The following is a 14,444-nucleotide window of genomic DNA, read 5'->3' as shown; positions in this document are numbered from 1 at the left end:
GGACCGGGTCCGGTCCCGAGACTAACCGCCCGCCGTCCCCGCCCGCGCCACCGAACACGAACGAAAGGCCCTCCGTGCCCCGTCTCCACCTGATCCCCGAAGAGTTCGCGGACACCGACACCCTGTGGTCGAGCTTCGAGGAGTACTGCACGGACCTGGGCATCGAGCTCTACCCGGCCCAGGAGGACTCGATCCTCTCGATCCTCACCGGGGACAACACGATCGTCGCGACACCCACCGGGTCGGGGAAGTCGATGGTGGCCCTCGCCGCGCTCTACGCTGCGGTGTGCACCGGCCGGCGCGCCTTCTACACCGCCCCGATCAAGGCGCTCGTGAGCGAGAAGTTCTTCCAGCTCTCGGAGGCCTTCGGTGCCGACCAGGTGGGCATGGTGACCGGTGACAGTTCCGTGAACGCGGACGCCCCGATCATCTGCGCCACCGCGGAGATCCTCGCCAACCAGGCCCTGCGCTCCGGCGGCATGCTCGACGTCGGCATGGTCGTCATGGACGAGTTCCACTACTTCGCCGACCCGCAGCGCGGTTGGGCCTGGCAGGTCCCGCTGCTGGAGATGCCGCAGGCCCAGTTCGTCCTCATGTCCGCCACGCTCGGCGACACGAGCGGGATCCGGCAGAGCCTCACGGACGTGACCGGTCGCCCGACCGAGGAGATCACGGGTGCGGCCCGCCCGGTCCCGCTGGAGTTCCGCTGGTCGGAGGAGCCCCTCCAGGAGGAGCTGCTCAAGCTCGTGCGCGAGGACAAGGCGCCGGTCTACGTCGTCTCCTTCGCCCAGCGCCAGGCGATCGAACTCGCCGGCTCCATCGTGAGCACCGGGCTCACGACCCGCGAGGAACGCGACGCGATCGCCGCGGAGATCGGCAAGTTCCGGTTCGGCAAGGGTTTCGGCGTCGTCCTCAAGCGCCTGCTCGACCACGGCATCGGCGTCCACCACGCCGGCATGCTGCCCAAGTACCGGCGGCTGGTCGAGCAGCTGGCCGGCAAGGGTCTGCTCAAGGTCGTGTCCGGCACCGACACCCTGGGTGTGGGCATCAACGTGCCGATCCGCACCGTGCTCCTCACCGGCCTCACCAAGTTCGACGGCCGCCGCATGCGCCGCCTGAGCGTCCGTGAGTTCCTGCAGATCGCCGGACGTGCGGGCCGGGCCGGGTTCGACTCGGTGGGTTACGTCGTCGCGCAGGCCCCCGAACACGAGATCGAGCACAGCAAGGCCCTGGCGAAGGCCGGCGACGACCCGAAGAAGCGCAAGAAGGTGAAGAAGAGCCAGCCGCCCGCGGGATTCGTCGGGTGGTCGGAGAAGACATTCGACAACCTGGTGAACGGTCAGCCGGAGGAACTGAACTCCCGGATGCGCATCACCCACTCGACGCTCATCAACCTGCTCTCCCGCCCCCGCGCCGGCGTCCACACGGTCCGGGACTTCATCGACCGCACCCACGAGACCCGTGCCGCCAAGCTCGACCTCTACCTCAAGGCGCTGCGGGTGGGGCGCACGCTCCTGCAGGCCGAGGTGATCGAACGGGTCGAGTACTCCGACGGGACCGTCGGCTACCGCCCGGTCGATGACCTGGGCCCGAACTTCGCCCTCAACCAGCCGCTCTCGCCCTTCGCGCTGGCCGCGCTCGACCTCTTCGACCCGAAGTCCGAGACCTACGCCCTCGACGTCGTGAGCGTCCTGGAGTCCACCACCCAGGTGCAGTTCGCGATCCTCAAGGGCCAGCTCGACCGGATCAAGCGCGACGAGCTGGGCCGCCTCAAGGCCGACGGCGTCGAGTACGCGGAGCGGATGGAGATCCTCGACGAACTCACCTATCCGCAGCCGAACGCCGAGATCCTCGAGGAGGCCTTCGAGGCCTACGCCCAGGGCGCCCCGTGGGTCAAGGAGATCGGCCTCGAACCGAAGTCGATCGTCCGCGACATGGTCGAACAGGCCATGAATTTCTCCCAGTTCGTCGCCTACTACGGCCTCGCCCGCGTCGAGGGAGGCCTGCTGCGGTACCTCATGGACGTCTACCGGATGCTCGTCCAGACGATCCCCGCCGACGAGTCCGACGACCGGATCGACGAGATCCGGCACTGGCTCGGCGACCTCATCGCCCGCGTCGACTCCAGCCTCATGGAGGAGTGGCAGGCCCTGCGCGACCCGTCCGAGGACGGTGCGGAGGAACTCGCCTTCGCCCCGGCCGACGACCGCCTGAGCGCCGACACCGCACGCTTCACCCGCCTCGTCCGCAACGCCCTGTTCCACCGTGTGCTGCTGGCCGAACGCGCCGACTACCGGACCCTCGGGGAGCTCGACTCCGAGGCCGGCTGGGACGAGCGGGCCTGGGAGGACGCGATCGAGGACTTCTACGACGAGTACGGCGACGAGGGCGGGATCGGTATCGACACCGACGCCCGCAGTGACCGCTTCGTCCAGATCACCCGCGGCCAGGACTCCTGGGAGGTCCGCCAGGTGCTCGTCGACCCCCGCGGCGACCACGACTGGGCCATCACCGCCCGCGTCGACCTCGCCGCGAGCGACGAGGCCGAGGAGGTCGTCGTCGAGCTCCTCGACGTCGGCCCGCTCTCCTGACGCCGCCGAGGCGCCTTGCAGTTCTCGTACCCCGTGCAGGGCGCCTCGGGTGCGGGGGAGCATGACGGGGATCACGGATTCGAAGGAATGTTCCATTACGACCGGTGCCGGGTTTAGAGTGGGTCCGTGACTTCGGAAGCGATCCTCTCCACCAGCCCCGAGCCGGAACAGCCCACCTCTCTCGCGGGTGGGGTGTCCCACCTCGACACCATCTACGTGCAGGGTGCGCGGGCGCACAACCTCAAGAACGTCGACATCCGGATCCCGCGGGACTCGCTCGTCGTGTTCACCGGCCTGTCCGGCTCCGGCAAGTCCTCGCTCGCCTTCGACACGATCTTCGCCGAGGGCCAGCGGCGCTACGTCGAGTCGTTGTCGTCCTATGCGCGGATGTTCCTCGGCCAGGTGGACAAGCCGGACGTCGACATCATCGAGGGGCTGTCCCCGGCGGTGTCGATCGACCAGAAGTCGACCTCCCGGAACCCGCGCTCGACCGTCGGCACGATCACCGAGGTCCACGACTTCATGCGTCTGCTGTGGGCGCGTGTGGGCAAGCCGCACTGCCCGGTCTGCCACGAGCCGATCACCCGGCAGACGCCGCAGCAGATCGTCGACCAGCTGCTCGAACTGCCCGAGCGCACACGGTTCCTCGTCCTCGCCCCCGTTGTGCGGCAGCGCAAGGGCGAGTTCGCGGATCTCTTCGCCGACCTCCAGGCCAAGGGCTTCGCCCGCGCGGTCGTCGACGGGGAACAGATCCAGCTGAGCGAGCCGCCGACGCTCAAGAAGCAGTACAAGCACGACATCTCCGTCGTCGTCGACCGCCTGGTCGTCCGTGACGGCATGCGGCAGCGCCTGGCGGACTCGGTGGAGACCGGACTGGCGATCGCCGAGGGGCGGCTGGACGTCGAGCTCGTCGACGAGGGGACCACCCGGACCTTCTCCGAGCACATGTCCTGCCCGAACGACCACCCGCTCGCGATCGACGAGATCGAACCGCGCACCTTCTCCTTCAACTCCCCCTTCGGCGCCTGCCCCGACTGCGACGGCATCGGCTCGCGCCTCCAGGTCGACGAATCCCTCGTCGTCCCCGACGAGGACCTGAGCCTCGGTGCGGGAGCGATCGCGCCCTGGTCGACCGGCAAGACGACCGCCAAGTACTTCAACCGTCTCCTCAAGGGCCTCGGCGACGAGCTCGGGTTCGACCTGAAGACGCCCTGGTCGGACCTCGCCCCCTCGCAGCGCAAGGCGATCCTCGAGGGCAAGGACTACAAGGTCGAGGTGAAGTATAAGAACCGGTTCGGCCGCGAACGCGTCTACGCGACCGGTTTCGAGGGCGTCTACCAGTACATCCTCCGCAAGCACGGCGAGACGGAGTCGGAGAGCTCGAAGGAGCGCTACGAGTCCTACATGCGTCAGGTGCCCTGTGCGACCTGCAAGGGTGCCCGCCTCAAGCCGGAGGTGCTGAGCGTCCTCGTGGGCGGGAAGTCGATCGCGGAGGTGAGCGACCTCGCGCTCGACCAGGCCCTCGAGTTCCTCTCCGGGCTGCAGCTGGACTCCCGGGACCGGCAGGTGGCCGCCCAGGTGATGAAGGAGATCACCGCGCGCCTCACCTTCCTCCTCGACGTCGGCCTGGAGTACCTGAGCCTGTCGCGGACCGCCGGCACCTTGTCCGGCGGCGAGGCGCAGCGCATCCGCCTGGCCACCCAGATCGGTTCCGGTCTCGTCGGCGTGCTCTACGTCCTCGACGAGCCGTCCATCGGCCTGCACCAGCGGGACAACCGACGCCTCATCGAGACGCTCACCCGCCTCAAGGACCTGGGCAACACGCTCATCGTCGTCGAGCACGACGAGGAGACGATCGAGGCGGCCGACTGGATCGTCGACATCGGTCCCGGGGCCGGTGAGCACGGGGGACAGGTCATCTACTCCGGTCCCGTCGTCGGGCTCGCCGAGGCGGAGGACTCCGTCACGGGTGCCTATCTGTCCGGTCGGCGCCGCCTGGAGATCCCCGCCACCCGCCGGGCGATCGACCCCGACCGGATCATCACCGTCGAACGGGCGCGGGAGAACAACCTGCGGGACGTCACCGTCGAGTTCCCGCTCGGTGTCCTCACCGCCGTCACCGGTGTCTCCGGGTCCGGCAAGTCGACCCTCGTCAACGACATCCTCTACACCCGGATGGCGAACGAGCTCAACGGCGCCAAGCGGGTGCCCGGGCGGCACAAGCGGATCACCGGCATCGACCAGCTCGACAAGGTGATCCACGTCGACCAGTCGCCCATCGGCCGGACCCCACGGTCCAACCCGGCCACGTACACCGGGGTGTTCGACAAGGTCAGGCAGCTGTTCGCCGAGACGGAGGTGGCCCGGATCCGCGGCTACCAGCCCGGCCGCTTCTCCTTCAACGTCAAGGGCGGGCGCTGCGAGAACTGCCACGGCGACGGCACGATCAAGATCGAGATGAACTTCCTGCCGGACGTCTACGTCCCCTGCGAGGTCTGCGAGGGAGCCCGGTACAACCGGGAGACGCTCGAGGCACACTTCAAGGGCAAGAGCATCGCCGACGTCCTCGACATGCCGATCGCCGAGGCGGCCGAGTTCTTCGAGGCCGTCCCCTCGATCGCCCGTTACCTGCGCACCCTCGTCGAGGTGGGCCTGGGCTACGTCCGTCTGGGCCAGCCGGCGACCACGCTCTCCGGTGGTGAGGCCCAGCGCGTCAAGCTCGCGGCCGAACTCCAGAAGCGTACCCGCGGGCGCACCGTCTACGTGCTCGACGAGCCGACCACCGGTCTGCACTTCGAGGACATCCGCAAGCTGCTCTCGGTGCTCCAGAGCCTCGTCGAGAAGGGCAACACCGTGATCGTCATCGAGCACAACCTCGACGTGATCGCGAGTGCCGACCACATCATCGACATGGGCCCGGAGGGCGGCCGCGGCGGCGGCACGGTCGTCGCCACCGGCACGCCGGAGCACGTCGCCACGGTGGCGGGCTCCCACACCGGTGAGTTCCTGGCGCGCATGCTCGACCGCCGCTGAGGGGGTTCTCGGCAGTGGATCCCAGCACCTATCGTCCGGCGACGGGGGAGATCCCCACGCAGCCGGGCGTCTACAAGTTCCGGGACGCGGACCGGCGGGTCATCTACGTCGGCAAGGCGAAGAACCTGCGCAACCGGCTGAACTCGTACTTCGCCAACCCCGCCGGCCTGCACCCCCGGACCTTCACGATGGTCCACACGGCCGCCTCGGTCGAGTGGACCGTCGTGAACACCGAGGTCGAGGCGCTCCAGCTGGAGTGGACGTGGATCAACGAGTTCGACCCGCGGTTCAACGTGATGTTCCGCGACGACAAGTCGTACCCGTATCTCGCCGTGACGATCAAGGACGAGTTCCCGCGCGCCTTCGTCACCCGCGGCAAGCGCCGGCCGGGCGTCAAGTACTTCGGCCCCTTCGCGCAGGTGTGGGCGATCAAGGAGTCGCTCGACCTGCTCCTCAAGGCCTTCCCGATCCGCACCTGTGCCCCCGGCGTTTTCCGCCGCGCCGAGCGCAGCGGTCGGCCCTGCCTGCTCGGGTACATCGACAAGTGCGCCGCGCCCTGCGTGGGCGAGATCTCCCCGCAAGCCCACAAGCAGTTGGCCCGGAACATCGTCGACTTCATGTCGGGCGACACCGGGACCTTCATCTCCGCCCGCAAGGAGGAGATGGCGGCCGCGGCCGCCGAGCTCGACTACGAACGCGCCGCCCGCGTCCGGGACGAGCTGCAGGCCCTGCAGAAGGTCCTCGACAAGTCCGCCGTCGTCCTCTCGGTGAGCGCCGACGCGGACGTCTTCGCGATGGTCTCCGAGGAGTTGGAGGCCTCCGTCCAGGTGTTCCACGTCCGGGGCGGCCGGATCCGCGGGGAACGCGGGTGGATCGTCGAACGCATGCAGGACGTCGGCACCCCGGAGCTCGTGGCCGACTACCTCAAGCAGGCGTACACCGGGGTCGAGCCGGAGGCGGTGCCCAAGGAGATCCTCGTCGACGCGCTCCCGGAGGACCTCGACACCGTCACCGACTGGCTGTCGGGCCTCCGCGGGTCCCGGGTCACCGTCCGCGTGCCCGAGCGCGGTGAGAAGAAGGCCGTCATGGAGACGGTGCGGAAGAACGCCGAGCAGGCCCTCGTCCTCCACAAGACCCGCCGGGCCTCCGACCTCACCACCCGCTCCCAGGCGCTCCAGGAGATCCAGGAGGCGCTGTTCCTGCCCGAGGCGCCCCTGCGCATCGAGTGCATCGACAACTCGCACACCCTGGGCCAGGACGTCGTGGGGTCCCTCGTCGTGTTCGAGGACGGGCTGCCGAAGAAGAAGGACTACAGGCACTTCGCCGTCCACGGGGACGCCGCCCGCGACGACACGACCTCCATGTACGACGTCGTCTCCCGCAGGTTCTCCCGCTATCTGGAGTCGCTGGCCTCGGAGGAGCCGGACGAACGGTTCGGCTACCGGCCCTCGCTCCTCGTCGTCGACGGCGCCCTCCCGCAGGTCCACGCCGCGGTCCGGGCCCTGGAGGACCTGGGCATCCGCGACGTCTCCGTCGTGGGTCTGGCCAAACGTCTGGAGGAGGTGTGGGTCCCCGACGACGAATTCCCCGTCGTCCTCCCACGCAACTCCGAGGGTCTCTACATGCTCCAGCGCATCCGCGACGAGGCCCACCGCTTCGCGATCTCCTACCACCGCAAGCGCCGCGGAGCCTCCATGCGCACGAGCGTGCTCGACGAGATCAGCGGGCTCGGCGAGGCCAAGCGCAAGGCGCTCCTCCGCCACTTCGGCTCGGTGAAGAAGATGCGCGCCGCCTCCGTCGAGGACCTCCAGGAGGTCTCCGGGGTGGGTCCGGCGCTGGCCGCCCGCATCCACGCGCACCTGGCGACCGGTAACGTAGGGGTGTGACGCGCACCCCTCGACCGGAAGGCCCGACCCCATGAACGGTACCGACACCTCCGGCCTGGAGATCCTCCTGTTGACGGGGATGTCCGGGGCCGGCCGCTCCACGGCCGCGAACGCCCTGGAGGACATGGACTGGTACGTGGTGGACAACCTGCCACCGGCCATGATCCCGCCGCTCGTCGAGCTCGTGGCCCGCGCGGAGGGCTCACTGCCCAAGGTGGCCGTCGTCGCCGACGTGCGGGGTCGGGCGATGTTCAACGAACTGGAGAAGGTCCTCCTCGACTACCAGGACCAGGGGATCGGGATCCGGGTGCTGTTCCTCGACGCGAGCGACGAGGTGCTCGTCCGCCGCTTCGAGTCGGTCCGGCGTCCGCACCCCCTGCAGGGCGACGGCACGCTCACCGACGGGATCACGGCCGAGCGTCAGGCTCTCGGCGCCCTGCGGGACCGGGCGGACATCGTCGTCGACACCTCCGACCTCAACGTCCACCAGCTCTCCGCCGAGGTCCGGGAGGCCTTCGGGGAGGAGGGCCGCCCCACGCTGCGGCTCACCGTCATGAGCTTCGGATTCAAGTACGGGATCCCGATGGACGCCGACCACGTCGTCGACGTCCGGTTCCTGCCGAACCCCTACTGGATCCCCCATCTGCGCGGACACACGGGCCAGGACGTCGAGGTGGCCGACTACGTGCTCTCACAGCCCGGGGCGCTCACCTTCGTCGACCGGTACCTGAGTGCGCTCGACGTCGTCGTCGAGGGATACCAGAACGAGAACCGGACCTTCGCGACCGTCGCCATCGGGTGCACCGGTGGCAAGCACCGGTCGGTGGCGATCACCGAACAGATCGCCCGGCGCCTGTCCGACCGGATCCACGCGCGCGTCAACGTCCGCCACCGGGACCTCGGACGTGAGTGACATGCCGGCGTCCGCACCGCGGGTCGCCACCGGGCCCCGCACCGAGGAACTCCCCGTCGTCCGCCCCCGGCGGGCCCGCGACGGCGTGGGACCGCGCATCGTGTCCTTCGGTGGTGGACACGGCCTCTACACCGCGCTGCGCGCCTTCCGCCTGCTCACGGAGAACCTCACGGCCGTCGTCACCGTGGCCGACGACGGTGGCTCCTCGGGCCGCTTGCGCGAGGAGATGGGTGGTCTGCCGCCCGGTGACCTGCGCATGGCCCTGGCGGCCCTGTGCGACGACGGCGAGTGGGGCCGGACGTGGCGCGACGTCATTCAGCACCGGTTCGTCTCCGACGGTCCGCTCCACGACCACGCGGTCGGCAACCTCCTCATCGCCGCCCTGTGGCAGAAGCTCGGCGACCACGTGGACGGGCTCGACCTCATGGGTGGCCTGCTGCGCACACACGGCCGGGTGCTGCCCATGTCGTCCCTGCCCCTGTCCATCGAGGGCGACGTGCGCCCGCACGGCGCGGACACCGCGCAGGTCGTCGAGGGGCAGTCCTGCCTGGCCGCCACGCCCGGGCACGTCGACGCCGTGCGCCTCGTGCCGGCGGATCCACCGGCACGCGAGGAGACCCTCGACGCCGTCCGCGACGCCGAGGTGCTCAACCTCGGTCCCGGCTCCTGGTACACCTCCGTCATGCCCCACCTGCTCGTGCCCGACCTCGCCGAGGCGATCGTCACCTCGACGGGGATCCGCACCCTCACCCTCAACCTGCCGGGCGCGGAGGGGGAGACCCGTGGGATGAGCCTCGCCGACCACCTCGTCGGCCTGCACCAGCACGCCCCGGATCTCGCCTTCGACCACGTCTTCGCCGACGAGGCGGCCGCGGCCGGCGAGACGGACCTGGAACGGGTCACGCAGGATCTGTTCGGAGCTCGGCTGTGGACAAGGCCCCTTGCCTCACGCCGGCCCAAGGCGCACGACAGTCTCAAGCTCGCCGCGTGCTACCGTGACATGTTGCTCGAGGCCGGGCTCACCGTCGACGAACAGTGGTGAGGCGGGCCCCCGGCGGCACCGGGACCACGGAAGAAGGGGACAAGGGATGGCGCTCACCGCGCAGGTGAAGGACGAACTCGCCCGGCTGGAGGTCACACGGACCTCGGCCCGGAAGGCGGAGGTGTCGTCCTTGTTGAGGTTCTCGAACTCCCTCCATCTCATGGCGGGCTCGATCGTCGTCGAGGCGGAAGTCGACACGGGTGCCGTCGCCCGGCGACTGCGCGCGGAGATCAAGTCCCTCTACGGCCAGACCGCGGAGATCGTCGTGATCGCCCCGGCCGGTCTGCGCAAGAGCAGCCGGTTCCTCGTCCGGGTCGCCCGGGAGGGTCTGGCGCTGGCCCGTCAGACAGGTCTCGTCGACGGCCGCGGTCACCCGGTCCGCGGTCTGCCGGCCGCCGTCGTCAACGGCTCCCTGGAGGACCAGAAGGCCGCCTGGCGGGGTGCCTTCCTCGCCCACGGGTCGCTCACCGAACCCGGTCGCTCCACCGCGCTCGAGGTCACCTGCCCCGGACCCGAGGCCGCGCTGGCGCTCTCCGGGTCCGCCCGGCGCCTGGGCATCACGGCGAAGGCCAAGGAGATCCGCGGCGTCGACCGGGTGGCGATCCGCGACGGCGAGGCGATCGGTGATCTGCTCACCGCCATGGGTGCGACCGACGCGCGGATGGCCTGGGAGGAGCGTCGCATGCGCCGCGAGGTGCGGGCGACCGCCAACCGCCTGGCGAACTTCGACGACGCGAACCTGCGTCGCTCGGCGCGGGCGGCCGTCGCCGCCGGCGCCCGGGTCGAACGCGCCATGGAGATCCTGGGCGAGGACATCCCCGACCACCTCAAGTACGCCGGTGATCTCCGGCTCACCCACAAGCAGGCCTCCTTGGAGGAACTCGGCCAGGCCGCGCAGCCGCCGATGACCAAGGACGCGATCGCCGGCCGGATCCGGCGGCTGCTCGCCATGGCCGACCGGCGGGCCGAGGAGCTGGGCATCCCCGGCACGGACTCCGAACTCACGCAGGAGATGCTCGACGCCGAGTGATCCCGGCGGGCACCCGGTGTGATCCCGGCGGGCCTGAACCCATCCTTTCGCAACCTTCCCGACACCCTCCGTCCACGGGCCTGAAACACCCGGGCGGAGGGTGTCGTGATTCACGTGGTGGAACTCACCTCAGGGTCTGGACAAGTTCGATCATGTGGGGAATTGTTGGAGTCAGTGGGACGTTCCCCCTGATGTCCCCCGACACACGCCAGTACACCTGGCACCCCAGAACCCCCAATGGAGGATCCGGTCATGACGGTTCGCGTAGGTATCAACGGATTCGGACGCATCGGTCGCTCGTTCTTCCGCCAGGCCCTCGAAGGCGACCACGACATCGAGGTCGTCGCGATCAACGACCTGACGGACAACGCCCACCTCGCCCACCTGCTCAAGTACGACACCACTTGGGGCCGGTTCCCCGGCACGGTCGAGTTCGACGACGAGTCGCTCACCGTGAACGGCACCCGCATCCGCGCGACCTCGATCCGGGACCCCCACGAGCTCAAGTGGGACGCGGTCGACGTCGACGTCGTCGTCGAGTCCACCGGCGTGTTCCGCGACCGCGACAAGGCGCAGGCCCACATCGACGCCGGTGCCAAGAAGGTCGTCCTGTCGGCCCCCGGCAAGGGGATCGACGGCTCCTTCGTCATGGGCGTCAACGACGACCTGTACGACCCGGCCGCGCACCACATCATCTCGAACGCCTCGTGCACGACCAACTGCCTGGCACCGGTCGCCAAGGTCCTCGACGCCACCGTGGGCATCAAGAGCGGTCTCATGACGACCGTCCACGCCTACACCGCCGACCAGAACCTCGTCGACGGTCCGCACGGTGACCTGCGCCGCGCCCGTGCCGCCGCCCAGAACATCGTGCCGACCTCGACGGGTGCGGCCAAGGCCGTCACCGAGGTGCTGCCGCAGCTCAAGGGCAAGCTCGACGGGTTGGCCATCCGCGTCCCCGTCATCACCGGCTCGGTCGTCGACCTCACCTTCGTCCCGGAGAAGGAGACCTCCGTCGAGGAGATCAACGCCGCGATCAAGGCCGCCGCCGAGGGCGAGCTCGAGGGCATCCTCGAGTACACCGAGGACCCGATCGTCTCCAGTGACATCGTGATGAACGACCACTCGTCGATCTTCGACTCGCTGCTCACCCGCAAGCTCGGCGACCAGTACAAGGTCTTCTCCTGGTACGACAACGAGTGGGGCTACTCGCAGCGGCTGGTCGACATGGCCGTCCTCGCGGGCACCGGTCTCTGACCCGTTCCTGCGACCCGTCTTCGGGGCGGTCCCTCCCGCCGCGGTTTCCGATAGGCTCGGTGCCGTGAAGTCCGCTCCGTCCACGTCCGGTGGCCCCGCCCGCACCCGGGTATCCGCGCACCCCGCGCGGGTGTCCGCGTGCGGGTGGGCCACCGGACGTCGTCGTACCGAAAGGCAGTCATGAAGACCCTCGACAACCCGGCCGAGCTTGCCGGTCAGCGCGTCCTCGTCCGCAGCGACCTCAACGTCCCGCTCGACGGCACGACGATCACCGACGCCGGTCGTGTGCTCGCCTCGGCGCCGACCCTCCGTGCCCTCGCCGAGGCCGGCGCGAAGGTGATCGTCATGGCGCACCTCGGCCGCCCCAAGGGTGTCCCGGAGGAGAAGTACTCGCTCGCCCCGGTCGTCCAGCCACTGGCCGACGCCGTGGGCCGCCCGGTGCAGTTCGCCACCGACACGGTCGGCGAGGACGCCACCGCCAAGGCCGCCGCCCTCGGTGACGGCGAGATCCTCCTGCTGGAGAACCTGCGCTTCAACGCCGGTGAGACCTCGAAGGACGAGGCCGAGCGCCGCGCCTTCGCCGCGCAGCTCGCGGGCCTGGCGGACGTCTTCGTGTCCGACGGCTTCGGTGTCGTCCACCGCAAGCAGGCGAGCGTCTACGACGTGGCCACGCTCCTGCCGCACTACGCCGGTGGCCTCGTCGCCGCCGAGGTCGAGGTGTCGCAGCGTCTGCTCACCGACCCCGCCCGCCCCTATGTCGTCGTCCTCGGGGGGTCGAAGGTCTCCGACAAGCTCGGCGTCATCGCCAACCTCCTGGAGCGTGCCGACACCCTCGTGATCGGCGGCGGCATGGTCTTCACGTTCCTCGCCGCCCAGGGCCACGCCGTCGGCGCGAGCCTGCTCGAGACCGACCAGATCGACACCGTCAAGGGCTACCTGGCCACGGCCGCCGAGAAGGGCGTCGAGATCGTCCTACCCACCGATATCGTCGTCGCCTCCGCTTTCGCCGCCGATGCCGACCACTGGGTCGTCCCGGCCACCGACATGGAGTCCTCGCCGGCCGGCGCCTCCGGCCTCGGCCTCGACATCGGTCCGGAGTCCGCCGCGGCCTACGCCGAGGTCATCAAGGGCGCCGAGACCGTGTTCTGGAACGGCCCCATGGGCGTCTTCGAGTTCCCCGCCTTCGCCGGTGGCACCCGCGCCGTCGCCGAGGCGCTCACCACCGCCCACGGTGGCCCCGCCGAGGGTCGCCTCACCGTGGTCGGTGGTGGCGACTCCGCCTCGGCCGTGCGCAACCTCGGGTTCGCCGACGACCAGTTCGGGCACATCTCCACCGGTGGCGGTGCCTCGCTGGAGTTCCTCGAGGGCAAGGAACTGCCCGGCCTCACCGTCCTCGGCGCCTGAGCGCGACACCCGCCCGGCGTCCCCCGAACGAGAAGGGAGCTCACATGAGCCACCGCACCCCGCTGCTCGCGGGCAACTGGAAGATGAACCTCGACCACCTCGAGGCGATCCAGACCGTCCAGAAGCTCTCCTGGGCCCTCACCGATGCGAAGGTCGACCTGTCGGCCGTCGAGGTCGCGGTCCTGCCGCCCTTCACCGACCTGCGCAGCGTCCAGACGCTCGTCCAGGGCGAGAAGATGGAGCTCGCCTACGGCGCCCAGGACCTCTCGGTCCACGCCTCCGGTGCGTACACCGGTGAGGTCCCCGGCGCCTTCCTCCAGCGCCTGGGCTGCACCTACGTGGTCGTCGGCCACTCGGAGCGCCGCGAGTACCACGCGGAGACCGACGAGGTCGTCGCCGCCAAGATCGCCGCGGCCTACGAACACGGCCTCACGCCCATCCTGTGCGTCGGCGAGTCCCTGGAGACCCGCGAGGCGGGCGACCACGTGGCCGTCGTCCTCGACCAGCTGCGGGCGGCACTCGCCGGTCGTGGCGCGGAGGAGCTCGCCGGGCTCGTCGTCGCCTACGAGCCGGTGTGGGCCATCGGCACGGGCAAGACCGCCACCGCGGCCGACGCCGCCGAGATGTGCCGGGCGATCCGCGAGGCCCTCACGGAGTCCCACGGCGCGGACTTCGCGCAGGCCGCCCGGCTCCTCTACGGCGGCAGCGTCAAGGCGGAGAACGTCGCGGAGATCCTGGCCGATGAGGACGTCGACGGCGCCCTCGTCGGCGGTGCGAGCCTCGATCCCGAGGGCTTCGCACAGCTCACCCGCAACGCCCTCGGCGCCTGAGATCACTCCCGTCCTCGCGAGGCTCCACGCGAGACCCCTCCCGGCGGACCACCGCGTCAGCCGGGAGGATTCGCGCGTAGTAGACTCGGGCGCTGAACCGACAACGCACCCCACCACGACAGGAATGTGACTTCGTGACCATTCTCTCCTGGACCCTCACGGTCGTCCTCATCCTCGCGAGCGTCTTCCTCACGCTGCTCATCCTCATGCACAAGGGCAAGGGTGGCGGCATGTCGGACATGTTCGGCGGCGGCATGAGCTCCAACCTCGGTTCCTCCGGGGTGGCCGAGCGCAACCTCAACCGGTTCACCACCCTCGTCGCGATCGTCTGGGTCGCCTGCATCGTCCTCCTCGGACTCGTCATCCGCTTCACCGCCTGACGGTCCGGAGCGCTCCACACAGCACCACGCACACGAGGCGCCCTGCACTTCCATCGGAAGTGCAGGGCGCCTCGTCGT

10 protein-coding genes are annotated in these 14,444 nt (G+C 69.6%); all 10 read left to right on the top strand.

The window, feature by feature from the left end:
* Positions 1-74: 74 nt before the first annotated feature.
* Positions 75-2,591, top strand: coding sequence for a DEAD/DEAH box helicase (locus tag AAD496_RS06920; RefSeq protein WP_349827931.1), 2,517 nt, complete (start codon positions 75-77; stop codon positions 2,589-2,591).
* A gap of 126 nt (positions 2,592-2,717) precedes the next feature.
* Positions 2,718-5,624: an excinuclease ABC subunit UvrA gene (gene uvrA, locus AAD496_RS06915; protein ID WP_433913736.1), complete on the top strand. Its 2,907-nt coding sequence runs from the start codon at positions 2,718-2,720 to the stop codon at positions 5,622-5,624.
* 14 nt (positions 5,625-5,638) lie between these two features.
* The gene (uvrC, locus tag AAD496_RS06910) at positions 5,639-7,510 is read left to right on the top strand and encodes an excinuclease ABC subunit UvrC (protein ID WP_349827930.1); all 1,872 of its coding nucleotides are present in this window, start codon (positions 5,639-5,641) and stop codon (positions 7,508-7,510) included.
* A gap of 31 nt (positions 7,511-7,541) precedes the next feature.
* Positions 7,542-8,423 carry an RNase adapter RapZ gene (rapZ, locus tag AAD496_RS06905; RefSeq protein ID WP_349827929.1) on the top strand — a complete coding sequence of 294 codons (882 nt, stop codon included), beginning with the start codon at positions 7,542-7,544 and terminating at the stop codon, positions 8,421-8,423.
* A 1-nt stretch (position 8,424) separates the two neighbouring features.
* Positions 8,425-9,465, top strand: a complete 1,041-nt coding sequence (locus AAD496_RS06900; protein WP_433913740.1) for a gluconeogenesis factor YvcK family protein — start codon at positions 8,425-8,427, stop codon at positions 9,463-9,465.
* 46 nt (positions 9,466-9,511) lie between these two features.
* Complete coding sequence (gene whiA / locus AAD496_RS06895) at positions 9,512-10,495, top strand: DNA-binding protein WhiA (protein ID WP_349827927.1); 984 nt, start codon at positions 9,512-9,514, stop codon at positions 10,493-10,495.
* A gap of 252 nt (positions 10,496-10,747) precedes the next feature.
* A complete protein-coding gene (gene gap / locus AAD496_RS06890; RefSeq protein WP_349827926.1) occupies positions 10,748-11,752 on the top strand; it encodes a type I glyceraldehyde-3-phosphate dehydrogenase in 1,005 nt (334 codons plus the stop codon).
* Positions 11,753-11,932: 180 nt separating this feature from the next.
* A complete protein-coding gene (locus tag AAD496_RS06885; RefSeq protein ID WP_349827925.1) occupies positions 11,933-13,156 on the top strand; it encodes a phosphoglycerate kinase in 1,224 nt (407 codons plus the stop codon).
* Between the two features lie 44 nt (positions 13,157-13,200).
* Positions 13,201-13,986: a triose-phosphate isomerase gene (gene tpiA, locus AAD496_RS06880; RefSeq protein ID WP_349827924.1), complete on the top strand. Its 786-nt coding sequence runs from the start codon at positions 13,201-13,203 to the stop codon at positions 13,984-13,986.
* A gap of 134 nt (positions 13,987-14,120) precedes the next feature.
* Positions 14,121-14,366: a preprotein translocase subunit SecG gene (secG, locus tag AAD496_RS06875; protein WP_349827923.1), complete on the top strand. Its 246-nt coding sequence runs from the start codon at positions 14,121-14,123 to the stop codon at positions 14,364-14,366.
* Positions 14,367-14,444 lie beyond the last annotated feature (78 nt).

The sequence above is a fragment of the Brevibacterium litoralis genome (assembly GCF_040212315.1).
In the GTDB taxonomy this organism is placed as follows: domain Bacteria; phylum Actinomycetota; class Actinomycetes; order Actinomycetales; family Brevibacteriaceae; genus Brevibacterium; species Brevibacterium litoralis.
Note: the sequence above shows the minus strand (reverse complement) of the source record. Positions and strands in the feature narration are given on the sequence as shown.